General features: G+C 49.9%; 17 protein-coding genes, 1 pseudogene, 1 riboswitch and 2 other annotated features (1 of these 21 cut by a window edge). Of the genes and pseudogenes, 4 read left to right on the forward strand and 14 right to left on the reverse strand.

Annotation, left to right across the window (positions count from 1 at the left end; translation table 11 throughout):
• Nucleotides 1-45: 45 nt before the first annotated feature.
• Both CLV36_RS01265 and gpr read right to left on the reverse strand, forming a co-directional pair.
• Nucleotides 46-5,769, reverse strand: a complete 5,724-nt coding sequence (locus tag CLV36_RS01265) for a DNRLRE domain-containing protein (RefSeq protein WP_181352758.1) — start codon at nucleotides 5,767-5,769, stop codon at nucleotides 46-48.
• A gap of 446 nt (nucleotides 5,770-6,215) precedes the next feature.
• Nucleotides 6,216-6,959, reverse strand: a pseudogene (gene gpr / locus CLV36_RS01270) (GPR endopeptidase); the annotation flags it as partial.
• 205 nt (nucleotides 6,960-7,164) lie between these two features.
• Between gpr and rpsT the strand changes: the two are divergent.
• Entirely contained in the window at nucleotides 7,165-7,431 is a 267-nt protein-coding gene (rpsT, locus tag CLV36_RS01275; RefSeq protein ID WP_022736683.1) for a 30S ribosomal protein S20, read from the forward strand.
• Between the two features lie 83 nt (nucleotides 7,432-7,514).
• On the opposite strand, the gene trpS is transcribed toward rpsT, so the two are convergent.
• A complete protein-coding gene (trpS, locus tag CLV36_RS01280) occupies nucleotides 7,515-8,492 on the reverse strand; it encodes a tryptophan--tRNA ligase (RefSeq protein ID WP_102993002.1) in 978 nt (325 codons plus the stop codon).
• A 43-nt stretch (nucleotides 8,493-8,535) separates the two neighbouring features.
• Nucleotides 8,536-8,780, reverse strand: a binding site (T-box leader).
• A gap of 140 nt (nucleotides 8,781-8,920) precedes the next feature.
• Between trpS and CLV36_RS01285 the strand changes: the two genes are divergently transcribed.
• Nucleotides 8,921-9,433 carry a CcdC family protein gene (locus CLV36_RS01285; protein WP_102993003.1) on the forward strand — a complete coding sequence of 171 codons (513 nt, stop codon included), beginning with the start codon at nucleotides 8,921-8,923 and terminating at the stop codon, nucleotides 9,431-9,433.
• Nucleotides 9,434-9,516: 83 nt separating this feature from the next.
• On the opposite strand, the gene CLV36_RS01290 is transcribed toward CLV36_RS01285, so the two are convergent.
• Complete coding sequence (locus tag CLV36_RS01290; protein ID WP_102993886.1) at nucleotides 9,517-9,978, reverse strand: 2-thiouracil desulfurase family protein; 462 nt, start codon at nucleotides 9,976-9,978, stop codon at nucleotides 9,517-9,519.
• Between the two features lie 240 nt (nucleotides 9,979-10,218).
• On the opposite strand from CLV36_RS01290, the gene CLV36_RS01295 reads away from it, so the two are divergent.
• Nucleotides 10,219-11,520 carry a phytoene desaturase family protein gene (locus CLV36_RS01295; protein WP_106341475.1) on the forward strand — a complete coding sequence of 434 codons (1,302 nt, stop codon included), beginning with the start codon at nucleotides 10,219-10,221 and terminating at the stop codon, nucleotides 11,518-11,520.
• 52 nt (nucleotides 11,521-11,572) lie between these two features.
• Here CLV36_RS01295 and CLV36_RS01300 read toward each other — a convergent pair whose 3' ends face one another.
• From CLV36_RS01300 to CLV36_RS01335, 8 genes are all read right to left on the reverse strand, one after another.
• Complete coding sequence (locus CLV36_RS01300) at nucleotides 11,573-12,145, reverse strand: hypothetical protein (protein ID WP_106341476.1); 573 nt, start codon at nucleotides 12,143-12,145, stop codon at nucleotides 11,573-11,575.
• Nucleotides 12,146-12,160: 15 nt separating this feature from the next.
• Nucleotides 12,161-13,183 carry a DNA polymerase III subunit delta gene (gene holA, locus CLV36_RS01305; RefSeq protein WP_181352759.1) on the reverse strand — a complete coding sequence of 341 codons (1,023 nt, stop codon included), beginning with the start codon at nucleotides 13,181-13,183 and terminating at the stop codon, nucleotides 12,161-12,163.
• Between the two features lie 18 nt (nucleotides 13,184-13,201).
• Nucleotides 13,202-13,906, reverse strand: a complete 705-nt coding sequence (locus CLV36_RS01310) for an anti-sigma factor family protein (protein ID WP_106341478.1) — start codon at nucleotides 13,904-13,906, stop codon at nucleotides 13,202-13,204.
• Complete coding sequence (locus CLV36_RS01315; RefSeq protein WP_022736691.1) at nucleotides 13,896-14,447, reverse strand: RNA polymerase sigma factor; 552 nt, start codon at nucleotides 14,445-14,447, stop codon at nucleotides 13,896-13,898. Before CLV36_RS01315 ends, CLV36_RS01310 begins: the two co-directional genes overlap by 11 nt.
• A 115-nt stretch (nucleotides 14,448-14,562) precedes the next feature.
• Complete coding sequence (locus tag CLV36_RS01320; protein WP_181352760.1) at nucleotides 14,563-16,968, reverse strand: DNA internalization-related competence protein ComEC/Rec2; 2,406 nt, start codon at nucleotides 16,966-16,968, stop codon at nucleotides 14,563-14,565.
• 151 nt (nucleotides 16,969-17,119) lie between these two features.
• Complete coding sequence (dcd, locus tag CLV36_RS01325; RefSeq protein WP_022736693.1) at nucleotides 17,120-17,677, reverse strand: dCTP deaminase; 558 nt, start codon at nucleotides 17,675-17,677, stop codon at nucleotides 17,120-17,122.
• A gap of 185 nt (nucleotides 17,678-17,862) precedes the next feature.
• Nucleotides 17,863-19,023 carry an aminotransferase class I/II-fold pyridoxal phosphate-dependent enzyme gene (locus CLV36_RS01330; protein WP_106341480.1) on the reverse strand — a complete coding sequence of 387 codons (1,161 nt, stop codon included), beginning with the start codon at nucleotides 19,021-19,023 and terminating at the stop codon, nucleotides 17,863-17,865.
• 79 nt (nucleotides 19,024-19,102) lie between these two features.
• Entirely contained in the window at nucleotides 19,103-20,236 is a 1,134-nt protein-coding gene (locus CLV36_RS01335) for a PLP-dependent transferase (RefSeq protein WP_106341481.1), read from the reverse strand.
• 92 nt (nucleotides 20,237-20,328) lie between these two features.
• Nucleotides 20,329-20,441: riboswitch (SAM riboswitch) on the reverse strand.
• Between the two features lie 184 nt (nucleotides 20,442-20,625).
• Here CLV36_RS01335 and CLV36_RS01340 point away from each other — a divergent pair.
• Nucleotides 20,626-21,819 carry an ornithine--oxo-acid transaminase gene (locus CLV36_RS01340; protein WP_106341482.1) on the forward strand — a complete coding sequence of 398 codons (1,194 nt, stop codon included), beginning with the start codon at nucleotides 20,626-20,628 and terminating at the stop codon, nucleotides 21,817-21,819.
• Between the two features lie 48 nt (nucleotides 21,820-21,867).
• Here the strand turns inward: CLV36_RS01340 and CLV36_RS01345 are convergent, their stop codons facing one another.
• Nucleotides 21,868-22,500, reverse strand: coding sequence for a helix-hairpin-helix domain-containing protein (locus tag CLV36_RS01345; protein ID WP_146130567.1), 633 nt, complete (start codon nucleotides 22,498-22,500; stop codon nucleotides 21,868-21,870).
• A gap of 159 nt (nucleotides 22,501-22,659) precedes the next feature.
• Nucleotides 22,660-25,128 carry a leucine--tRNA ligase gene (leuS, locus tag CLV36_RS01350; protein WP_106341484.1) on the reverse strand — a complete coding sequence of 823 codons (2,469 nt, stop codon included), beginning with the start codon at nucleotides 25,126-25,128 and terminating at the stop codon, nucleotides 22,660-22,662.
• 52 nt (nucleotides 25,129-25,180) lie between these two features.
• Nucleotides 25,181-25,259 (reverse strand) — a binding site (T-box leader); it runs 151 nt beyond the window's last position.

The raw sequence follows: 25,259 nt of genomic DNA on the forward strand, positions 1-25,259 counted from the left end.
CTAGAAAAAGATTTATTTCTAGCTCTTTATTATTAACTTACAATATTACCAACGGTTAATTCGATTATGAAGATACCGCTCTACTCGTGTTAAACCTTTATCAATCGATCTACCTACATGAGTACGATCAAACCAGCCCTCGTAATTAAATAGCTTGTTTCCTGCAGAAGCTATTCTACTGGCAGTACCTATTACATTTCCAAGCAAATATCCTCCGAGTGCTCCACGAAGAAATGATTTGAAAGATCTTCGCAAAATATATTTTTCAAACAGATGAAATTCAGACCTTAACTTTCTATATGTCTTAAACCCTGCACCAAATCCTCCTAAAAATAAGAATGCAATGTTTGTAAGGGTATTTTGTCTCATATCACTAAATAGTGCAGAAACAACTCGATGTAATAACTTTTTTAATGATCTTTTAAAAGACCATCGTCCAGTAGGATCTATGCTATTTACAGGATTATTTTCTGCATACGTATACTTATTCAGACTCAGTGGTTCTTTTTCAAATCCCTCAAATGTATCCCTCGTCAAAAATCTTCCCGTCTCTGGATTATAGTACCTGCTTTGCAAGTAATACAATCCCGTTTCCTTATCATACCGATAACCGGCATAGGTATAGGGATTTTCAACCGTACCCGTTTGGTTGACGAGGTTTCCAAATGCATCATAGGTATAAGTGTTTACAACAGCACCTGTTTGATCCGTGAGTGCTACCACATCCCCATGCCCGTTCAACTGATAGAAATACGTCTTTCCACCACGAAACATGCTAACAGGTTCATTTTCTGAACCATAGGTGTAGCTCGCTACAACCGCTCCACTTTGATCTGTTTCATACGCCACATTGTTGTTTTGATCATAATGGAACGTAATGGTACCCGATGCCGTCGTCATCGTCTTCCGCATGCCATCCGCACGATAGGTGAACGAAGCGATCGTATTTCCTGCGCTGTCTTTAACAGTGGTCAATCGGTTATCCACGTCATAGACGTACGTCTTGTTGCCATCACTTAGCAGGTTGCCGTTGGTGTCGTAGGTGTAGGTCGTACCGTTGACGGAAGTAAGCTGATCTGCATCATCATAAGTATAAGTGGTTGTCGTCACCGTTCCGCTTGGAGACGTTACCTTTTTGGTTAGACGATTACCCACAGCATCATAGGTGTATTCATAAGTCGTGCCATCGGGACGGGTTTCTTTGGTCAATTGATCAAGTTCATCGTACACATACGAGGTCGTGCCCGCTTTGGATGTGACTGATGTAATATTGCCTTTATTATTGTAAGTATAGACAAAGCTGTCAATCTGGTTTCCGTTTTTGTCAAAAATGTCGCGTGCTATCAAATCTCCCGCGCCATTATACCGGTTGAAGGTCATGTTGCCGTCAGCCGTTTTACGGCGAGCAACTTGGTCTTGCTCGTTGTAGTTGAACCATGCTTGGTTGGTACCATTGGATGTGATTTTGGTTAGTTGATTGTTCCCATTATACCCATAGTCTTGTGTAATCACTGTAGATCCAGCGGTCAGCTTTTGTTGGGTTACGTTTCCATTGGCGTCATAGGTATAATCCGTTTGATTGCCATTTGGCTCTTTCACTTGTTTCAGGCGGTTGTCAGCATCATAGGCATATTCAGTCGATTTGCCGCTAACTACATCGGTTTCCTTGGTGAGGTTATTGTTGGCATCATAGTTAAAAGTGTATGTTTGCGTACCATTGTAGGAAATAACGTCTTGTCGGTTAACACTGTCGTAGCCATACGAAACACTGTTACCGTTCGGGTATGTGATCTTGGTTTGGTTTCCATTCAGATCGTAGTCATACGTTGTCGTTTTGTTATTAGCGTCGGTAACACTTTTTATTTGATTTAATTCGTTGTAGGTATAGGTCGTTTCCTTGTTTTTGGCGTTGATGACCTTGGTTTTGTTGCCCGCCGCATCGTATTGGTATTCGGTGGTGTGATTTTTCGCATCAGTCACCTTGGTCAGGCGATCCAGCGCATCGTAAGTGAACTTCGTCGTGTCCAATCCAACCTTTTCACTGGTCGTGTTGCCAACCGTATCATAAGTGCGTTGTGTGACCCGTTGCTCAGGATCGGTAGTTGACGTTTCATAGTTGTTGTTGCTGTCATAGCCATGGTAGGTGGTAATGGCATCCGGCACCACTTTAGCCGTGTCAAACCAAGCTGTTCCCGTTTGATTGCTGTACTCATAGTACACCCTGATTCGATCAAAGGGTTTGGTTGTTTTTATTTCGCTGGCAATATGTTGCCAATCGTGAGACTTTGAGCGATCAAAGTTAAATGTAAACTTCTCCACTACATCAGTTCCCACACTGGAATCATAGGTATTGATAATGTATCCGTAAATGCCATTTGGGTTCGGATTTTCCGTTTTGGAAAAGCCAGATACAGTTAAGATCGAACCCGCTCCACCCTTTAAGTTGACATCTTGGTACACCGTTTTGTATTTTGCTGAATCCCCAACCAATTTGACTGAACGTACACCACTATATGTTTCTGTGGCATCTAGGCCGTCCCCTGCCGCTGTGTCTCCTTGCAAATACCAACGATCTGGAATTTTGTCGCCAGCGGGATCGATATCTCGTTCAAAGTCGCTGTTTTCCAATACGTTATATGCTCCGTAATGCCCTTCTTCGATTTGCAAGCCATCAAACCAATACGTTCCTCCATATTGGCCATTGATTCCGCTGATATACCCGCGTATTTGCAACTGGTCATATCCTGTCAATGTTCCCGGATCGAGAGACAAGTGGATGCGGGTCGCTTCTTGCGTGCCTGTAATGCCAGCACCGGCGATGGCTGTGGACGCTCCAGTTTTGGAGTTGAACGCAAACGCATAGATGCTACCTCGTCCCTGTGCGCCACTCGTTTTTACATATCCGCTCAGTACATAGGTTTTATTGGGATCGTAAGCAACTTTATCACTGGCAATGGCCGTAGCCCCAGAGACATTGGAAATTTTGATGCTTTTATTCCCCAAGGTGATGCCATCTGTTGTAAGGCCTGTACTATCCCAAGAGATATCAACTGATCCACTCGGCACTTTGCTCCAATTGTCCGGCCAATTGTCACTGTTGCGATCCAGCTCAAAACTCCCATTGATAGCCAAGTTATTGCCAGGGCTCATCGCCGATGTTTCCGACAAGACGTTGCCATAGGCATTGTATTTGGTCGCAGTTGATTTTTCGACTGGATCAGTAGAGGCCGTCAAATTGTTTTTATCATCATATTCGTTGGTTGTGGTGTTGCCGTTGGCATCTGTTTCCGTCACCGGATTGTTCTTGCTGTCATAAGTGGTGCTACTCGTGTTGTTGAGTGGCGTACTGGTGCTAGTCAGATTTCCTTTCTCATCATACGTATAATTGTAAGTACCCGTGCTGTCAGTTGCGTTGGCGTTGCCGTCTTTGTGGCTGATCAATTGGTTTTTGTCGTCATAATCAAACGTGTTCTTAATATTGAAACCAGTCGGATCTTGCGTTGTTTGGATCACATTTCCATACGTGTTATGGGTATAAATCGTTTTCGTTCCTTTTGGATCAATGACGGTGGTGGTGTTATTGACTGCATCATAACTAAATGTTGTTTTCGCCGTTTGTTTCGCACCATTTACTGTGATGGGATAAGATACAGTATTCACCCGGTCACTGTCCGTGTCATAACTGATTGTTTTCGTATGGTTGTTTGGATCAGTAATCGATGTAAGGTTGTGGTTATCGTCATAGCCATATGACTCTGTTGACACCACCGCACCCATTGCATCCTTGTGTGTGATACCAGTCAAATTGCCGTTCGCGTCATAGGTGTATTCCACTGAACGATTAGCGGGATCAGTCACTTTGCTGACTCGGTTGTTGGTGTCATAAGCCAGCGTAATTTGTCTACCCGACGCATCGGTAATGGACGTGGGCAGGTTGTCGGTATAAGCAATGGTTGTTGTGTTATTGTTACTATCAACAATGGAGACCAGTTTTTTGGCTGAGTTAAAATTATATTTTGTCTGATCCGATGTGATCAGGGTAAAGGTACCGTTACTGTTTTTCACTAATTCCAAATTAACTCCACCAGGTGCTTTATAGGTACCCGTTGATACTCCGCCCGATCCATATTCCGGTGTAAACGTATGTGTGGTACCATCGGCATCAGTGTAAGCGACCGGCCCGCTGGAGTCCATGGATAGACTTTGTTCTAGATTGGAGATCCAACCATAGCCAAAAATACCACTTTTGTTTGAACGGCTGTTATAAGCCCGTTCCACCGACAAACCTGGACCGCGGCCACTGATACTGACATCCGTATCCTGCAAATAATAGTTACCGTTATAAGTATTCACATTAGAAGCTACTGTCGTCCAGAAACTTTCTACTCCTATCGGGTCGATGGTATAAGTAATGGTCAACTTGGGCTTTTGCGAGTTGTTTGGATCAGGATCGAGATAGTCACTGGATCGGAATCCTTTTCGGTTATTGCTTTCCGAATTCAGGCGCAACATCACCCCATAGTTAGAGCTGGTGCCTGCATACCATTGTTTTGTTAGTGAAGTGATATCAAAATCATAAGCTCCCACAGCTCCAACCGACTTCGTGGAGATAGGTGTTGTACCAGATGATGGTTGGTTGCTTCCCTTGATATCAGTAGAGTTCCAATCCGAGGTGACTGGATAAACATTGACTTGCTCTGTATGAGTGGTTGCGTATTGATGCAATGTAAGCGTCGCTGACGAAATGTTCGCTCCACTCAACAATGGAGATAGTGCGAACTTGAGATACGAACGATATTCTCCCGTACCATAAGTCGGATCAGTATAGGTCCCTGTGAGCAAATATGAAGAAGTGCCAAAGTTAACATTTTTACCATTAGTGGAATTTGTGACTGTGGCATCGTATGTCTTAAGTGCACCTTGCACCGAAACAGATGGATCGATCACCACTGGATATGCCCGCTTTTCATCCTTTAACCAAGCGGTATCCACTTTCAAATCAATAAACGTTTGGTTTTTCTCCTCACGCAATTCATATCTGGCACCAAAGGATTGCTCATCATTGGCATCCACCATAAAAGGTCGAGGGATGGCAAACACCGTGTTACCCTTGTTGTCCAAAAATGAAAGGGAACCGTCTTTCTCTTGTTTGACATCCACATTTTTCGTTTTTAAAGATAATGTATAAGTAGACTGACCCGTGTATTTTTGCAAAATCCAGGCTTCTTTAAAACCTGTATTGGTGACATAATAGCTCAGATCCGTATTTGGATAAACCGAGGGATAAGTCACTTTGTTCTTATCTTTTTTCGCGGCTACATTGGCACCGTCAACCAATCCAAAATCGATGTGGGCTTGTCCCAATTGCAAACGAACGACTTTCTTTCCCCGGCTACGTGGAGCAAACCCCACTTGAAATTGGTTTCCTCCATTTGCGAGGGAAAGTTCAGCATCATCTGCGGCGGCCGCTTTTTTGAATTTGACTTCTTTTATCTCTTTTATCTCGTTATCAATTTCTACCCATTTATCTCCCTTTTTATAGTGAATAGGTTCCAAATATTCTTCCAAAGTATATGTCTTTTTGTCTGGAGAAATATAGGTTTTCGAAGTGGCAGTCCGCATGTGTTCCAATTCAACTTGCTTGGGTGCGGGAGCTGCCAAGACATCAAATGTTGCTTGTGGCCAGAGAGTGAAGATCAATGCCAGTACAATGGTAATCGATACGACACTGCGAATTCGCGCGTATCGTTCAGCATAAAAAAATTGCAAACTTATCCCTTCTTTCATCATGCTAATTAAATGCGACACAAAATAGTCACAACTACATTATATAATTTAATTACTCATAAATAATAAATCAATTATTTTTTATCTAGTTTTTAAATATTTTTTTGTTTATAAACAGATTATATATTTTATCCCATTTTAAGTAATTCGCGCTCTATTCTGTAAAAGCCCCTTCAAAACGATTTGAAAAAATAAAGCCCAGCACTCCCTTGCCAGGCTCATAATCAATAAAAGACTTATCAGTTTTAAGTTTTTCATCTTGATATAATGCGCTTATATGATGTCGAAGTAAACTTTCACTTATTTTTAAACATCCCTCTGACTGTGAACAACTCAACCAACTTTAATTAACACCTGTTTTTTGATGGGAACAGGGAACGTCCTAGCAATCCTTTTGAACAAATGGATCGTTTCCATGCCAGCAATATTATAACTGTCGGAACTCCAATCGCAATCACCGGTACACCCAATGTTTCTTTGGTAAGGGCTTTGCGCTTGTTGCCCACCCCTGAGCCAGGATGAATACCGGTGTCAGCTACTTGGATGGTGGTGTTCACACGGCTGAGCGCTCTTGACGCTAATGAATCAAAGGCGATGACGAAGTCTGGTTTCGTCTTTTCCACCACGCCGCGCACGATCTCGCTCGTCTCGATCCCCGTGATGCCCAGCACGCCCGGTGACAGTGCGCTGATCGGCCGATACCCTTCAGCGACGGACTCGGGCGCCAGCTCAAACAGGTGGCGGGTGACGAGGGTGTGTTTGACGACAAGCGGCCCGAGGGCGTCGGCCGTGACATTCCAGTTGCCGAGGCCGACGATCAGGCCGGAGTCGTCAAGGCCAATGCCAACCTCATCCAAAAAACGGCTGAATTGCTGGGCAAAGTGTTCACTTACACGCTTTTCCAGCATGGAATCTCTGCTTCTCAGTGCCGGCACTTCCAACGTCAGATAGGTGCCAGGCACTTTGCCGATCGCTTCACTGCCCGCTTGGTCATCGATCCAGATCCAGCTGGTGGTAATGCCTTCTTCGGTGTTCTCTTCAATCCGTACGCCGGGGATGTCGCTTGTGCCCCCCCGCTCTTCTACCGCCATCTGATGCGCTTCCCGTGCAAGGTCTGTGCGGATGGAGTAGCCAGACAAATCGATTTGGTGTTCAGTGCGCTCTGCGTTCATGAATGAATCTTCCTCCCCGTTGCATCCATGGGTGGATGCCACCTTTGTTCGGGACACCTCCCCGACAATCCGCTAATAGTTTGCTTTTTGCTGATTTATTTATTCCTCTGGCTTGTGTTATTGCTTTTTGCCATAGCTCATGCTAGAATATTGCATGTTGCATAAATGGGATGCGGAGATCAGAATCCCACAGGAGGTGAATGTATTGGCTAACATTAAGTCCGCAATCAAACGCGCTAAAACCAACGAAATTCGCCGTCAGCGCAACGCTTCCCAAAAGTCTGCTATGCGTACGGCTGTGAAAAAGTTCTTGGTTGCCGTTGAACAACAAGACAACGAAAAAGCAACCGTTCTGTACAAAGAGGCTGCTCGCACTTTGGACAAAGCCGTAACCAAAGGCCTGATCCATAAGAACGCTGCAGCTCGCAAAAAATCCCGCCTCGTAAAAAAACTGCAAGCATTGCAAGCGTAATGCAGCTTATGAACGACCCGCTTTGTTGGGTCGCTTTTATTTAAAAAGATCTCGCCCCAAGTTTTGGGACGAGATCTTTTCATTTAGATAATGCCCATGGCATCTTTGATGCGTTTCAATGTTTCATCAGCCACCGCAGCCGCCTTCTCCCGGCCTTGTTTTAGCACTTGCTCCACTTCGCCGGAGTTGCGGATTTCATAGAAACGCGACTGGATCGGCGCGAGATGATCGATCGTTACCTCAATCAGATCCTTCTTAAACTGACCATACCCCAAACCTTCATACTGTTTCTCTAATTCTTTGATCGACTTGCCTGACAGGCTGCTGTAGATGTTGAGCAAGTTGCTGATCCCTGGCTTCGCAACCGGATCGAAGCGGATGACATTCTCTGAATCGGTTACGGCGCGCTTCAGCTTTTTCTCAATCTTCTTGGGTTCATCCAGCAGTGTGATGTAGTTGAACTCGCTATCGGCGCTTTTGCTCATCTTTTTGGTCGGATTGTCCAGACCCATGATCCGGGCGCCCACTTCGCCGATGTACGGTTCGGGCAACGTGAAAATCTCGGCATAATCGCGGTTGAAACGCTCCGCGATTTCACGCGTTAATTCCAAGTGTTGCTTTTGGTCTTCACCGACCGGCACCCGCTTGGGGTTGTAAAGCAAAATGTCAGCCGCCATCAGAACGGGATAGGTGTAAAGTCCAGCCAAGACGGATTCGGACCCTTTGCCCTTCTCTTTGAATTGCACCATCCGATTCAGTTCGCCGACGCGGGCCACGCATTGTAACAACCAAGCCGCTTCTGCATGGGCTGGAACCTGAGATTGGACAAATATGGTGGACTTGGCCGGATCAAGCCCGGTCGCCAGATAAATAGCCACCAAATCAATGGTTCTTTGCTTCAGCAATTCGGGGTCTTGCGGAATGGTGAGGGCGTGCATATTCACAACACAGAAATAACAGTCGGCCTCCTCCTGCATTTGAACAAACCGTTGCATCGCCCCGATATAATTCCCTAGGGTCACGGCGCCAGTCGGTTGGATGCCAGACAATACGCGTTCCATCTTGACACACTCCTTTTAAGAGAAAATAAAAAAGCCCGCCCCCGTAAGGGACGAGCCTGAACTCGCGGTACCACCCTTATTTGCCCGAAAAACACACACTTCGGGCACACTTCATTCATTCATAACGGAATAACCCGGATTTCCTTACTGACGGAATCTATCGCATGCCCCCGCGTTCAGGAAAACGGCTCCAAAGCCCATTCGTATTGGGGGCCGGTTGGCTCGCACCACCCGCCAACTCTCTTAAGCGGCCGCTCCTATACTACTCCCCTTTATCATCGCCGTTGTGCCGTATGAAAATTTTCCCATTCACATATGATACTTAATGATATTCATTTTGCTCCAATATTGCCAAAAAGTCAAGCGAGCCCTTATTTACAAAGGGCCGGGAATGTGCTAGTTTTTTTCTAGAATCAGGAGGGACGGATATGGGACAAACTTTACCGATTCATCTCACAACCATCGCGCCGATCATCGGGGTCGCCATGGCTTCGACTTTTTTTATCATGCGGTTGAGAGCTTCCAAAAAGCCGACTTCAGCAAAAAAAATTATCATACCACCCCTGGGGATGAGCACCGGTTTCCTGATGTTCGTGTTTCCAGAATGCCGCATCCCCCTCTCTTGGGCGATCCTGTCTTTTTTGGTGGGAGCCTTGTTCTTCTCGTTGCCACTCATCAAAACATCCGCGTTTGAAATTAAAGGGGACGACATTTACCTGAAGCAGTCCCGCGCCTTCGTTGTCATTTTGAGCGGATTGTTTGTGGTGCGCCTCGCCTTGCACAACTACATCGAACATCATATCAGCATCTTCCAGACAGGCGGCGTTTTCTTCATCCTCGCCTTTGGCATGTTGTTGCCGTGGCGCGTCGCCATGCTGTTCCAATATAAAAAGATCAAAGAACAGCTTGGGCAGAAAAACGTCCCCTCGCCCACAGCCTAACAAGGTAAACCCTCCTTCTTCGGAGGGCCCATTTTTTTCCAGGCGCCATAAAGTTGCGGGACGCGTTTTCCATTAGGGCTTGCTCATGACTCCTGCTTCCACTCCTCCTCAGACACGACGTTAATCCCGTGGCGCTTAAGCAATGCCGCTGTCACTCCTTGTCCTGCTTTCTTCACGCCTTGAAAGGTGCCGTCATATACGATGCAATTGCCGCATGAGGGGCTTTTCTCTTTCAAGATTGCCTCCTCCACCCCCAGCATTTGGGCTACGCGTAACGCCTCATAAGCTCCCCGCACAAACGCTTCGGTCACATCTTCTCCGTCCACGGTGACCACTTTTGCCTTTCCATCCAACACATCATGCCCATCGCCGCCAACGATTTCCGCTGGTTTGCGTGGAGTGGACAACCCGCCAAGCTGCTCCGGACAGACGGGCACCGCCTCCCCCCGCTTAATGAGTTCTTGAATCTGCTCCACCCGATTGTGCTTGCCATCATACCGGCAATGGATACCGGCAAAACAAGCACTCACCAATTTTTTCTTCATCGTATCCCTTCCCTTGTCTTCCATATTACTCCATTTGATTATCCGTCACGCCCTAATGTACCCCTTCTCCACGCCCTGATCAACATCCCTTTCGGACCGGAAATCGAACGCACTAGCAAGAAATTTCCGAACTCAAATAAAAACCTACTCTAAGTGTTTTAAACTTGATAAAATAGGAAAGTGATAGATATCTCATTTTTTTCCGCTTTGTAACCGTTTACTGGAGGAGAGTGTTTCTACGTGTCTGAAAAAGCGATTGTGGTGGGTGGAGGTTTGGCCGGTTTGAGCGCCGCCGCTCGGCTCGCACACAATGGATACGATGTGACTTTGTTGGAAAAAGCGCCCAAATTGGGTGGTCGGGCGATTACCATTCCGTTGAAAGGATTTAATTTCAACTTTGGGGCGCATGCCATTTACGCCCGCGACAAGTCCATTTTGCGCAAATTCGAACATGAAATTGGCTTGAACGTCGATTGGAAAGATTTTTCCCCATCCAAAGCCTTTTATGACATGGGATCGTATACAACGCCGATGCCGGCAACATTGGAAGGGCTTTACCGTACCAAAGTGCTGGATTCGCAAAACAAATTGCGATTTGCTTATGAAGTGTTCAAAACAATGTCCTCCATCAATCGCGGGGAAGAAGGCATCCCTATTGGTGAGTATTTACAAAAGGAAACGCCACAAGTCCGCGATTTGCTTTTGACCATCGCTTCATCCAACTTTTTCACCAATGAACCAGAACGCATTCCTTCGACGTTGTTTTTCGATTACTACCGACGCCTGTTCGCGACCCAACGGGCCGTTTCTTACATCGGCGGCGGTTGGCAAGCCATCGTGCAGGCTTTCGCCGACATCATCGAAAAAAACGGCGGACGCATCATCACCAAAGAAAAAGTAAGTCGGATCGACCTGGACGGCAAGGAAATCACAGCCATCTACGGCAAAGAAGACACGGTGTACACCGCAGATCATTATCTATTCTGCATTCCGCCCAAGGAATGTAGCCAATTGTTTGCGGAAACGCCTTTGCAAAAGTATTTCGAAGAATATGTTCGTTACTCCCCCACCAGTGTGGTCGTGTACGACGTCGGCCTTTCCGAACGGATTTCCAGCCCGTTTACTTACATTTATCAAAAGGCGCAAAAGGTATTCATCACAGACATTTCATACTATGACATGACCTGTGTACCTGAGGGCGGACAATTGATGCAAGCCGTCGCCTATCTAAATGAAGAGGAGATCGCCCAAAACAAAGCCGATGAGAAAGTAGCCATCATCGAATCCATTTATGACAAGCACTTCCCCGGCTGGCGCGACCGGCTTGTAGCTAAACGTGTGTCCAAAAAAGCGACGGTACAGGAAATCAAATGCATTGATGACCAACGGCTGATGCCGGTCAAATTCCACAGCCTGGCCAACGCTTATTTCGCAGGTGACTGGTGTCAAGGAAAAGGGCAACTGTCGGAGCTTTCCTTCACCTCCGCTTATGAAGCCACCCGCCGCATCATGAAGCACCCTGTTGAAGAGGAACAGGATTGATTCGTAAAAAGCCCGGCTCGCTATTCGCAAGCCGGGCTTTTTGCATTTGTCATCAACTCATCAACATGACCACACAGGTGCCGATCAACGTCATCCCCAAGGTCACGGATGCAAACACAATGGAAAATAACCTTTTCTCTTCAGCGTAAGTATGCAGTTGTTCCGGCGTCTTCCCATCCATCCGCTTAATGTGCGAACGATGGTTTAAGTTGATAATCAATAGCACGATCACCGGAACGACAATGAAATACCAAATCGGTATCCCTTCGCGAAATGGAGCCCCTCCCTCACGAATCGCGGCCTGCACAAAGAAGAACAAGCTACAGGCCGTTTGCAATAAAGCGGTGGAGAACTGATATTTCCCCCAACTTTCCCCCAGCTTCTCATGTTCATATTGCGATAATTCTCCCATGCCGGGGAGCACCCGCAACAAGGGGTTGCTTTCCTTAAACACCCAGATGCTGACGGGCGTCACCAAAAAGAGCAACCCCAGCGCTAAGAAAAACTGCGGGGCGGTGACATTGATCGCCAGCAACAGGCCCAACAAAAGTAACACGGCAACAAACAGCCCGTTGAGATACAGCCATTGCCGTTTGCGCAAAGCTTGTCGTTGTTGGTCTTGCATCATTGATTGCTCCTTTCAAGCGGACATATGCAATCGGAACAGCAATCGTTCGACAGCCAATTCTTTGTCCACTTTTCCCGATTTGATCTCCTGGTCGGCCGCAATGGCCATCGCCAACAAAGAACGCAACTGCTTTTCACTGAAAGCCCTCGCTTGGCGCAACGCCAATTTCACCGGATAGGGGTGCACTTTGAGCTGTTGCGCCATCTCGCGTTCACTCATTCCTTTTCCTGCCAACGTCTTCACTTGAAACATCAGGCGGAATTGACGAATGACCAGCGCCAAGATCCGCACGGGTTCTTCTTTCTGGAACAGCAAATCATGCCAGATATGAAAGGCGTCTTCCAACTTTCGTTCCGCGATTTTCTCTGTCAGTTTGAACACATCCTGCTCCAACGTGCGCGGAACCAATTCCGATACGATCTTTGGGGTGACGACTCCATTCTCACCCACAAACGTGGCCAATTTCTCGCATTCTTGATGCAAGAGGTGCAAATCGTTTCCCACTAAGACAAGCAGTTCTTTCAGCGCATCGGCATCGATCCGCACCAGTCGCTCGCGCAACCGGCGCACTACCCATTCCGCAGCTTCTTTGCCTTTGAGCGAGTCAAATTGCGCCGTGCGGGCGCCGGCCAACAATTCCTTCACTACCTTCTTGCGCTTGTCCAAATGGTCACCGTGCAGGGTGAGCACCACCACGCTTGTTTCCAACGGGTTTTTTAAATAATGGATCAGTGCGTCCGGATCATGGGAGACACCGCTTTTTCCTTTGCTGGCTGTTAAAAACTGCGCGTTTTTGCCCACGATAAAGCGGCGTTCACCAAAAAAAGGAAGCGTCTCCGCCTCCTGAACCAACATCTGAATCGGCGTTTCTTCCAAATCCAATGTAACCGCGTTGCCAAACTCATCTTCCTCGGGCATCACATGCGCACGCAACCCCGACAGCGCTTCTTCAATCAAAAAGCGCTCGGTGCCGTAAAGAAAGTAAACTGGGTGAATCTTGTTCTGCTTCAGCTCCCGTAAAAGCTCCTGGTTCACTGACTTCACCTCTTCACCCTAGTTTACCTTTTCGCCCCGCTCGACATCAATAGTGAGCTGCTTGGAAGCCCCTTTTTCATCCTGGTAAGAGACTTTGACGCGTCGAGCGGAAACCCATTGCATGCGCGGCTTTTGCCCGCCGACGGACAGCTTTTGCGAATAGGTGGTTTTCGCATCCTTGGTTTTGACCAAAAGGTGATTGTCGGTCCAGATCGCTTGATATTCACGATCCGGGGAAAACGCAATGTGGGACTGTCCGTCTTTTTCGCTGCTCATGGAGATGAGCACATCAGGCGGAACTTTGCTAGCATTTTTCCCATCGAAGGGACTGCCGTCGCCTCGCGAAGTCATCGTTTGTTTTGGCGGATCGCTCATCAACCATCCATTCACCCACGCACCGCTCACAAATCCCACGACAAACAGAGCCGCCATGCCGACAGCCACTCGTCGAGACGGACGCCAGCGCGCCATCCAGCCGGATGGATTCGGGCGGGACTCGGACGGTTTGTCTTCCATTTCCGCCAAGAGCGAATCAACCATGCTAGTCGGCGGCATCACTTGCGGCAAACGGGACAGCTCATCGGACAAGGAGCGAAACCCTTCATAAATGCGTGCATCTTCAGGCGAGCGGGCCAGATGCTTCTCCAACATCTCCTTTTCCACTTGCGTCAAATCACCATCAAGGTCGCGTTGCATCCATTCAATCCATTTTTCACGATCCATGGGTGGTGGCCCCTCCTTCCTTATAAGCCGCCAGCCATTGTTTCAACTGCTTGCGTGCCCGAAACAAGTGCGATTTGACTGTATTGATCGGCATCCCCATCGCCTCAGCGATCTCCTGGTAATTGTACTCCTGAATATACCGCAACACGACCGCCGTTTGTTGCGTTTCTGGCAGGCGGGAAATGGCCTGCTTCAGATCAGTCATCATCGCGCCGCCTTCCACTTCGCGGACGGCCTTAACATCTTCTCGCCAAAAATCTTCCCGCATTAACACCACCTTCTTCCTTTTGCGAAACATATCCATACATACATTGGTCACAATCCGTTGCGCCCAAGTGTGGATCATGGCATCCCCTTTGTATGTCGGCAAATGCTTATACACCTTTAATAAGGCTTCCTGCGTTGCATCCAGAGCATCTTGCTCATTGTTTAACAAATAATACGCTGTGCGGTACATCGCGACTTCCAGTTGCTTCAACACTTGGACGACAGCTTGCCTGTCTCCCTGTTGCGCGCGCCGGATCAAATCAGAGTCGAGCAACAATACCCCTCCTACCATTTAGACTTTCTCGTTCAGATCGATGTTGCAACCAGTGTACCATAAATTTGCCAGATCCCTTTTGAAAAAAGTTTGCCTTTTTTGTCTTTCCAACGCGTCAACCGCCATCTTTTAAAACGGAAGCAATCCGTAGCCGACCCGTTTGCACTTCCACTTGTATCGCTCCCTGAAGGTCTGTTCGCCAAATATGTATCCGTTCTTTCTGCAAGCGGCGGATCACTTCTGGAGCGGGATGCCCGTAGCGGTTTCGCTTACCGGCCGAGATGACCGCATGCTCCGGCTTAAGCACTTCCAACCACTTGGATTGCGTGCCTGATCGACTGCCATGGTGAGCCACTTTCAACAGATGGATATCCGGCAGGCGCAGTTGGCGCAGCAACTGGTCTTCCGTCGGACTTCCCGCATCTCCGGTGAAAAGAAACCGCACGCCATCTACCGTCAACAGAAAAACGAGCGAATCTTCATTTCTTTCGTGACGCGTGCTGATCCCCGGATGGTAAAATTGCCAATTCACGCCTTCCCCAAGCCTTTCCCACCGATGCAAACGCGGTACCTGCACAAGAATGCCCCTGCGACGGATCGCTGTCATCACTTCGCGCTCCATGGGAGATTGGATGGGGGAGGAATTGCGCACCACCCGCTTGACCGGTATGCGCTCCACTATGGCCTTAACCCCGCCGATGTGATCTAAGTCGCCGTGGGTCATCACCAACGTATCAATCTGGTTGATGCCACGGAATTTAAGAAAAGGAACCACCACTTGCTTGCCGGCATCAAAGGAAGCCTCCCCATCCCGCACATCGCGCCCGCCGCCGTCAATCACAATCACCTGCCCCGATTTCGCTTCAACCACCGCACAATCTCCTTGGCCCACATCTAGAAATGTGATGCGCGTCGCATCGCTCCCTATTTTCATGCTTGCGGCGATAAAGAGTAAGCCGATCCAGCAAATCCACCCATAGACGCGATGCGCGCCGCTGTGAAAGCGAAATGCCCCGCACCATGCAGCAAAAAGATACCAGCTTGCCAATGCGTACGCCACCAGCCACCAACCCGGTGGGGTTTGCCACAAGCGATGCAACGGGGTCATCTGCGCCAGCACACCGACACCCCCATCCACGATATACAGGCAAAGCGTAACCATCTCGGCCACCGCACGGGCGCCCGTTTCCCAGACTGCCGCCAACAACACCGAACCCATCCCCAAGGGCGTCACCACTAAGCTGACAATGGGCACAAACAATAGATTGGCGACACCAGACAAAAGCGAATATTCATGAAAATGAACCAGTGCAAACGGCAACGAAACCCCTTGAGCAATCAGCATTCCCGCTAATGCTTGTCGCGCCCAAGCCCAGGGAAGAGGAAGGGCATCACCCAAACTCCCTGTCCCAATGACCAATGCGGCGGTTATGGCATATGTAAGTTGAAAACCAGCTTCTTCCAATACATGCGGATTCCAGCCACATTGGAGCAAAAATGAAAGGGCCAAGAAAGATAGCACATCCTGCTGGCGGCGCAAAAGGGTGGCGAGCAAAACCATTCCGGCCGTCAAGGCCGCCCGAATCACAGGGGCGCCCATGCCGGTCAGGATGACGTATAACGGAAGAAGAGCCATAACTAAGCCCGCCGCTTTTTCCCGGGTCATGCCGAGCCGCTTCAATCCCCAATACCCGACTGCGAGCAACACACTGACATGCAAACCTGAAATGGAGAGGACATGGATGATGCCAAGGGTAGAGTAATTCTGTTCAATCCGTTCGGGAACCGCTTTTCTCTCACCCAGCAAAATGCCCCGCATCACACCGTTTGTCTGCTCCGGATAAATCTGTTTCACGGTTTCACTTGCCCAGTTCCGCACTCCGCCCATCCAATACAGGGGATGGTATCTGGCAACAGCCAACAGACGGAATTCGGACAGCGACTTTCCTTCAGCCAACCAGTGAATGCCGCGCCGTGCCAAATACTCCCTATAATCAAAGGCCCCCGGATTGCGCGGCAGAGGCGGACGTTGAAAAGTGAGCGGCATCGCTACCGTCTGCTGGGGTTTGATCTGCGCGGTTCGCCGCCACTGGCTGGGGTCGGACAAAGCTACCGTGACTTGCACCGGCTCCCGTTGCGGCAAATGCCGCCACTTCCCACCCATGCGCAACCGCTCCACATCAAGCACAAACAGGAGGCGATCCCCGTCACGCTCAGGCAGGGAGGTGACCTTGCCTACCACCGGCAGGGATCGGGAGGACTCGGCGGATGCCCCGATCAGTGGCGAAAGTGCTGACGGCGAATGCCCCTCCACCCATGAGATCCGCCCGCCTGACAAGCACACGCCTACCAGCAGCAAGGTGATGACAACTCCTTTCCGCCATTGGTAATACGCCCATCCGCCACCCACCAGTGCGGCCAGCGCGGCGAGCAGGTAGGCTGTGGCGGGGAGCCGACACCATCCATGTACGAAGTAGCCGAGCACCCACGCCAAACTTAACACTACCAAAGGCCGTTTCATTCTCCCACCTCCTTTTCGTACCGTTCTTTCTTCCCGCCTCATGTCTTTTTCCTTCTTTTTCCAACAGATTTCAACAAAAAAACACCCATGTCGCACATGAGTGTTCAGTCTTGCCAGCAATACGGCTTTTTCATTCGCACTATCTGAAGCTTTACACTTTCGGCAACGTGATGCCCGTTTGGCCTTGGTATTTCCCTTGTTTATGTCCATAAGAAACTTCGCACGCTTCATCGCTTTCCAAGAACAGGATTTGGCACAATCCTTCATTGGAATATATTTTCGCCGGCAGAGGGGTCGTGTTGGAGATCTCCAATGTCACATATCCCTCCCAGCCCGGTTCCAACGGGGTGACGTTGGTGATGATGCCGCAACGCGCGTAGGTGGATTTGCCAACGCAAATCGCCAGCACGTTTTCAGGAATGCGGAAATACTCCACCGACCGGGCCAAAGCAAAGGAGTTCGGCGGAATAATACATACCTCTCCTTGAAAGTCCACAAAGGAATCGGAACTGATTTCTTTGGGATCAATCACCGAATTTAACGCATTGTGAAAAATCTTGTACTCATCCGCCACCCTGAGGTCATATCCGTAACTGGACAAGCCAAAGCTGACGGCCTCCCCTTTTCCCACATTGCGATCGATAAATGGTTCGATCATCTTCCGTTCTCTCGCCATCATCCGTATCCATTTATCCGATTTGATTGTCATCTTGGATAACTCCTTCTCTGCTGGATCGTTCTTTATTATTGTACATAAATTAGGCGAAAAGAAAAGCGCCCCCTGTGTTAGGAGGCATTAGACTGCGGACGAGGGCGTGTGTAGATAGAAACGGTGAAAAACCCCTTTCCCGAGGAGCGTCTTGTCACGCGTGGGAAATTCAGCTCCTGAAGGCGCTATCTCCCCATGGCTACCGACACGCTAAACGACATCGCTTGTGCTAGGTCTTCAATCAGATCGTCGGCGCTTTCCAGACCGACCGACAACCGCAACAGTCCATCCGTGATCCCATGTTTTAACCGAACTTCCGGCGGCATGGAGGCATGGGACATCAGCGCCGGATAAGACAAAATCGATTCTACCGCACCTAGGCTGACCGCCACGATCGGCAATTTGACGCGTTGTAAAAATTGGCGCACCTTATCTCCATCACCAAGATCAAAGGAGAGAACAGCCCCGTGCCCGCTAGCTTGCGCGTCCTGTACATAGTGGCCTTCATGCGACGGCAGGCCGGTATAATAAACCCGTTCCACATCGGGATGCTGTTGCAGCCACAAGGCCACTTTTTCCGCACTTCTTGTCGACAGTTCCATTCTCGCCTTCAACGTTTTGATCCCTCTCATCACCAGCCAAGCATCATGAGCGCCTAGCACTGCGCCAAATGCGTTTTGCAATTGCGCTAATGACTCCGCCAATTCTCGGTCTTTGACTGCGACCAATCCAGCGATCACATCGCTGTGGCCTCCGATGAATTTGGTTGCGCTGTGGATGACGATATCGGCCCCCAATTCCAATGGGCGCTGATAATACGGGGTGAGGAAGGTATTGTCCACAATCGTGAGGAGACCATGCGCTTGGGCGATGTTGACGACTCCCCGAAGATCAGTCACTTTCAACAGCGGGTTGGATGGTGTCTCAATATACAGCGCTCTGGTGTTAGGCTTGATCGCTTGCATCACTTGTTCCAAATCCGTCGTATCTACGAAACTCGTCTCAATCCCCATCCGCTCAAACACGTTGGTCAACACGCGATAGGTGCCACCATACACATCTTGGGAAACCACCAGATGATCTCCGCGTGAGAAGAGGAGAAACACGGTGGAAATCGCCGCCATCCCGGATGCAAACGCAAAGCCCCTACACCCACCTTCCAGTTGGGCGATCGTCGCTTCCAACGCCTGGCGGGTCGGGTTACCCGAACGGGCGTAATCAAATTCCCCTGGTTGGTCAATCGAAAATTGGTGAAACGTAGAAGCTTGGTAGATCGGAATGCTCGATGCTCCCGTAACTGAACAGATCTCATTCCCATTGTGCAACAACTTTGTGTCAAACCTCATCTCATCCTCATCCCTTTCTTTAACTTACCGCGCTCGTTTGGCGGTGTGTAAAAGCTCCCGCAGCGGAACCAGATTTTGCTTACTCTTGCGGCAAGGCCTGTGCCAAGTCGGCAATCAAGTCCTCTTGGTGTTCAATCCCCACTGACAAGCGCAACAAGCGGTCACAGACACCTGTTTGCTCCCTGATTTCCACCGGAATGTCGGCATGGGTTTGCGTGGCCGGATAGGTAATCAAGCTCTCCACGCCTCCCAGGCTTTCCGCAAAAGTAATAATCTTCAAATTGTTGAGAACTGGACGCACCCACTCTTTACGCTTCAAGCGGAATGACAGCATCCCGCCGAACCCGTCCGCCTGCTCAGTGAGCAAGGTTTTGCTCCGAGAGTCCAGCGCGGGGTAATATACTGCGTCAACGGCCGGATGGCGCTCTAAATAAGCAGCAATCGCTTGGGCGTTGGCCTCATGCTGCCTCATACGGAGCGCCAAGGTTTTCATCCCCCTGATCAACAACCAACAGTCCAATGGGGCTAACACCGCGCCAATCGCTTTCTGCAAAAAGGCGACCCGCTCCGTCAGTTCTGCGCCCTTGGTCACGATCAACCCGGCCAACACGTCATTGTGCCCACCCAGGTATTTGGTGGCGCTGTGAATAACGATATCCGCTCCCAACGTGAGGGGACGATGTAGAAAAGGCGTCATAAACGTATTGTCCACGATGGTGATCAGTCCTCGTTCCTTAGCCAACCGGCAGACCGCAACAACATCTGTCACACACATCAGCGGATTGGTGGGCGACTCGATGAAGATCGCTTTGGTGTTAGGCTGAATGAACCGTTCAATGTCCGCCAAGTTCCGCATATCCACATAAGAAAAGGAACAACCGTACCGTGTCATCACCTTCTCAAATAGCCGGTACGTTCCGCCGTACAGATCCAACGATACGATCAAGTGATCCCCTTGGCTGAACAAACCCATCAGCGTGTGGATCGCCGCCATTCCCGAACTGCACGCGAATCCGCCGTCCCCCCCTTCCAATCGGGCGATACTTTCCTCTAGCACGTCTCGCGTCGGATTGGAAGCGCGTGAATAATCATACCCAGTGCTCACCCCGTCAACATGCTCATATGCAGTTGAAAAATAGACCGGATAGTTCACTGCTCCTGTATTCCGTTCTTGTCTGTTCCCGATTTGCGCCAACGCTGTTTCCATTCTCATCGGTGTTTCCTCTCCTTTGATGCGGAAATTTGGCAAACAAAAAACCCCTTCCCGACAAGAGAAGAGGTTTGCGCGCGCGGACGGACCGTCTCCTCTTATCTCTCAGAACTTTTTGTTCTGCAGGATTTGGCACCTTCCGGTGATACCATCTCACCGAGGTTGCCGGGCTTCATCGGGCCAGTCCCTCCGCCGCTCTTGATAAGAGAAACAATATGAATGTTTATTACGTTTGCATTTTTAATGATAAGGTGATTATACCCACTCCTTTTTTATCCGTCAAGTCTGTTATTTATGCGCAACAGTGAAATAGTATACATTTCATTGATTTCGCGCACTTTATTACCTAAAATGAGGTTAATTGGGTAAATTACAAGGGAGGTTCATCATCCATGTCCAAAAACCAAGCAGTGATTGAACTCACGGATAAATACGGAGCGAAAAACTACCATCCCCTGCCGATCGTCATCTCCAAAGCAGAAGGCGTGTGGGTGGAAGACGCCGACGGCAATCGTTACATGGATATGTTAAGTGCTTACTCTGCGCTCAACCATGGTCACCGTCATCCGCGACTCATCCAAGCCCTCAAGGATCAAGCAGACAAAGTGACGCTTACTTCCCGCGCCTTCCACAACGACCAATTGGGCACGTTTTATGAGAAAGTCGCTGAGCTGACCGGCAAAGAAATGGTTCTGCCCATGAACACGGGTGCGGAAGCAGTTGAGACGGCTATCAAAGCGGCTCGGCGCTGGGCTTACGATGTGAAAAAGGTAGCCGACAACCAAGCAGAAATTATCGTCTGTGAAGATAACTTCCATGGCCGCACCATCACCGCTGTTTCGCTGTCTTCCAACGAAGAATACCAACGTGGATTCGGTCCGCTCACACCCGGCTTTAAAGTGATCCCTTATGGCGATTTGGAAGCGCTTAAAGCGGCTATCACCCCAAACACGGCTGCCTTTATGTTGGAGCCGATCCAAGGGGAAGCGGGAGTCATCGTTCCACCGGAGGGCTTCCTGCGCCAAGCCTTGGAAATCTGTAAAGAACACAATGTCCTCTTCATCGCCGATGAGGTACAAACTGGCTTCGGGCGGACAGGTCAGCTCTTCGCCTGCGATTGGGAAGGCGTGAAGCCAGATATGTACATTATGGGTAAAGCATTGGGCGGCGGAGTCATGCCGATCTCCGCAGTCGCTGCCGACAAAGAAATCTTGGGCGTCTTCGATCCGGGTTCGCACGGCTCTACTTTTGGCGGTAATCCTCTCGCTTGTGCTGTGTCCATCGCCGCACTCGATGTTCTGGTGGAAGATGATCTCACCACCCGTTCTCGCGAGTTGGGTGAATACTTCATCACCGAATTGAAGAAAATCGAAAACCCGATCATTAAAGAAGTACGCGGTAAAGGCCTCTTCATCGGCATGGAACTGTATGAGAAAGCACGTCCATACTGTGAAGCACTGATGAAAGAAGGGTTGCTCTGCAAAGAAACCCACGACAACACCATCCGATTTGCGCCTCCGCTCACCATCACTCAAGAAGAGTTGGATCTCGCGCTGGAAAAAGTGCGTAAAATCATGTCCAAATAAGCGTGCTACACATTTAAGCGATCCAGTTTGCTTGGATCGCTTTTTCCTTTAATGCACTGTGATCTGTTCGCGAAATTTCTCCACTGTCTTCGCGCCGATGCCAGGCACCTGCGCGATGTCCTCCACCGATTGGAACGGCCCGTGTTCTTCGCGGTATCGGACGATGGCCTCCGCTTTGCTGGGACCGATTCCGTTCAGCTTGTCCAACTCTTCTACCGTCGCGGTGTTCACATTGATCTTCCCGCCGGCATCCGCCGAGTCAGCCTTCGCCGTTTCCATAAACGGTGTCACCTGCTCCCCTTGTTTGGGAATGTATAGCACCATCCCATCCCGGAGCGGCTCAGCTAAATTCACCCGTCCCAGATCAGCCCCTTCCCGCGCCCCACCAGCGCGCTCCAGCGCCTCATACACTCTCGCCTCCGTACTAAAATGATAAATGCCTGGCTTATGCACCGCTCCTTTGACATCGATGATAATCGCTTTCTCACTCGCCTGTTTGCTCGTGTTTGCCTCAGGTCTTTCGGTCACGGGCGGATTGGCCTGCACCGGGTATTCCATCCACTCCTGCCTGTCAGGACTCTCTTCCTGTCCAAACAGCCAGACTGCCCCCACCGTCAACACCACCCCCGCCAACGAAATCGCCAAGCCCTTCTCCCTTGGTGTCCAACCCCAGTAAACCATCGCCTTCACGCTCCGACATTTTTTTCCAATTACCCACACTATACCCGTTTCTCTCCATTTGCACAATAGGGCTGACGTCCCCCTTGCATGCTTCCAGAACGACAAGAGGCTCCGCCCCCTTATACCGGGAACGGAGCCTCTTGCTAGGCTGAATCCGCCTTAATTCGCTACGATATTCACCAGTTTACCTGGCACCACAATGACTTTGCGCACTGTTTTCCCCTCGATCAACGCTTGGATGCGCTCGGTTTCCAACGCCTGCTTTTCTACTTCTTCACGGCTGGCACCGGTAGCGACGACTAATTTGTCCCGCACCTTGCCATTGATCTGCACAGCGATTTCCACCTCGTCCAGCACCAACGCCCGTTCATCGTAGGTGGGCCAGTCAACGCGATGCACACTGCCCTCTTTCCCCATCGATTGCCACAGCTCTTCCGTCACGTGCGGCACGAACGGGGCTAGCAAGACCACCAGCGTTTCCAGCGCTTCCTTCAACACTGCGCGATCAGCATGCTCGGGATATGCATACAGCCCATTGACCAATTCCATAATCGCACTGATCGCGGTGTTGAAATGGCTGCGCTCTCCGATCTCGCTAGTCACTTTTTTGATGGTTTGATGCATCAGGCGGCGCAGTTCTTTCGCCTCGCCGCTTTGCGGTTCGCCCTGCACAGGGATATCTTGCACAAACAGCGCTTCATGCTGAGCGATCAGCCGCCACACGCGGTTGATAAACCGATAGCTGCCTTCCACACCGGAATCGCTCCATTCCAAATCGCGGTCAGGCGGAGCCGCGAACAGGATGAAGAGCCGAGCCGTGTCCGCACCATATTTCTCGATGATTTCCAGCGGGCTCACCACGTTGCCTTTGGATTTCGACATTTTGAATCCATCTTTCAACACCATGCCTTGCGTCAACAAGCTTTTGAACGGTTCGTCCACAGGCACCAAGCCCGCATCATAGAGAACCTTGGTGAAGAAGCGGGAATAGAGCAAGTGCAACACCGCATGTTCGATACCACCGATGTATTCATCCACCGGCAACCATTTGGCCGCGCTTTCCGGCGTAAATGGCTCGTTTTCATTTTGCGCGTCCGTGTAACGCATGAAATACCAAGAAGAGTCGATAAACGTGTCCATCGTATCTGTTTCACGGCGCGCTTTGTTGCCGCAACGCGGGCACGTCGTCTGCACAAAAGTGTCCGAAGTGGTCAGCGGGTTGCGCTTTCCATCAAACACCACATCTTCCGGCAACATGACCGGCAATTGCTCCTTGGGCACCGGCACCGCTCCGCACGAGTCACAGTAAATCATCGGAATGGGCGTGCCCCAATACCGTTGACGGGAGATGAGCCAATCACGCAAGCGGTATGTCGTCGTCCAACCGCCTTGCTTCCGCTCTTCCAGAAACTTGGCGATCTCTTTCACCGCTTGGCGGTTAGGCATCCCGTCAAAGTCTCCTGAACCGGTCAACACCCCGTCTTCGGTATACGCTTCCGTCAACGGCTCTGGCAACGGCTCCCCTGCCGCTGGTTGAATCACCACTTTGATGGGCAATCCGTATTTGGACGCAAATTGGAAATCGCGCTCATCATGCGCAGGCACTCCCATCACGGCGCCCGTGCCGTAATCCATCAGGACATAATTGGCCACCCAGATGGGTACTTTTTCTCCCGTAAGCGGATGCTTGGCGTATGCCCCAGTAAACAAGCCCACTTTTTCTGCCTCGGTGGAAGTGCGCTCGATCTCAGATTGTTTTTTCATCTGTTCGATGAAAGCGAGCACATCTGCTTCCGTTTCTTTGCCTTTCACCAAACGAGGCACCAAGGGATGTTCAGGCGCCACCACCATGTAGGTCACCCCAAACAGGGTGTCAGGCCGGGTGGTGAAGACGGTCACCGGCTCATCGTCACATTCGGGCACCGTAAATGTGACATGCGCCCCTTCGCTCTTGCCGATCCAATTTCGTTGCATCGCTCGCACCTTGTCAGGCCAGTCCGGCAGACGGTCCAACCCTTCCAGCAGGCGTTCCGCATAGTCGGTGATGCGCAAGAACCACTGTTCCAACTCTTTTTTGGTTACTTCTGAATCACAACGCCAGCACTTGCCGTCTTCCACCTGTTCATTGGCCAGTACCGTGTTGCAATCGGGGCACCAATTGACGAAGGCCTTCTTGCGGTAAGCCAATCCCCGCTCATAGAACAGCAAAAACAGCCATTGGGTAAACTTATAATACTCAGGCAGACAAGTGCCCAAATAACGGTCCCAGTCATAGGAAGCACCGATCAGCGCTTGCTCTTTGCGAATGCGCTCCATGTTGGACAAGGTCCACTCTCCAGGATTGATGCCGCGATTGATCGCCGCGTTTTCCGCAGGCAAGCCGAACGCGTCCGCCCCCATCGGATGCAAGACGCGGTAGCCGTTCATGCGCCGAAACCGAGCCACCACGTCACCGATGGAATAAACCCGCATATGCCCCATATGCAACCCTTCGCCGGAAGGGTAAGGAAATTGCTCCAGTGCGTAATACTTGGGTTTGCTCTCATCTTCATCCGTATGATGCAGGCGCGCTTCCTGCCACGCCTGTTGCCATTTGCGCTCAATTTCTTTTGGCGTATACTCTCTCATGACCTGTACGCTCCTGTCCTAAAAAATTAAAAACCTCCCGCCCCTAGTCTCAGCTAGGGACGAGAGGTTGGATAACCAATTCCCGCGGTACCACCCTAATTAGCACCAAATCAAGTACTCACTCAAATCCG

The sequence above is a fragment of the Laceyella sediminis genome (assembly GCF_003003125.1).
GTDB classification, from domain to species: Bacteria; Bacillota; Bacilli; order Thermoactinomycetales; family Thermoactinomycetaceae; genus Laceyella; species Laceyella tengchongensis.

Excerpts from the sequence above, each read along its gene's own strand:
- CLV36_RS01340 (WP_106341482.1), top strand. The coding sequence starts at position 20,626 with ATGTCCAAAAACCAAGCAGTGATTGAACTCACGGATAAATACGGAGCG.
- CLV36_RS01335 (WP_106341481.1), bottom strand. The coding sequence starts at position 20,236 with ATGAGAATGGAAACAGCGTTGGCGCAAATCGGGAACAGACAAGAACGG.
- CLV36_RS01285 (WP_102993003.1), top strand. The coding sequence starts at position 8,921 with ATGGGACAAACTTTACCGATTCATCTCACAACCATCGCGCCGATCATC.
- dcd (WP_022736693.1), bottom strand. The coding sequence starts at position 17,677 with ATGACAATCAAATCGGATAAATGGATACGGATGATGGCGAGAGAACGG.
- CLV36_RS01345 (WP_146130567.1), bottom strand. The coding sequence starts at position 22,500 with ATGGTTTACTGGGGTTGGACACCAAGGGAGAAGGGCTTGGCGATTTCG.
- CLV36_RS01300 (WP_106341476.1), bottom strand. The coding sequence starts at position 12,145 with ATGCAAGACCAACAACGACAAGCTTTGCGCAAACGGCAATGGCTGTAT.
- leuS (WP_106341484.1), bottom strand. The coding sequence starts at position 25,128 with ATGAGAGAGTATACGCCAAAAGAAATTGAGCGCAAATGGCAACAGGCG.
- CLV36_RS01330 (WP_106341480.1), bottom strand. The coding sequence starts at position 19,023 with ATGAGGTTTGACACAAAGTTGTTGCACAATGGGAATGAGATCTGTTCA.
- CLV36_RS01310 (WP_106341478.1), bottom strand. The coding sequence starts at position 13,906 with ATGGATCGTGAAAAATGGATTGAATGGATGCAACGCGACCTTGATGGT.
- CLV36_RS01320 (WP_181352760.1), bottom strand. The coding sequence starts at position 16,968 with ATGAAACGGCCTTTGGTAGTGTTAAGTTTGGCGTGGGTGCTCGGCTAC.
- trpS (WP_102993002.1), bottom strand. The coding sequence starts at position 8,492 with ATGGAACGCGTATTGTCTGGCATCCAACCGACTGGCGCCGTGACCCTA.
- CLV36_RS01290 (WP_102993886.1), bottom strand. The coding sequence starts at position 9,978 with ATGAAGAAAAAATTGGTGAGTGCTTGTTTTGCCGGTATCCATTGCCGG.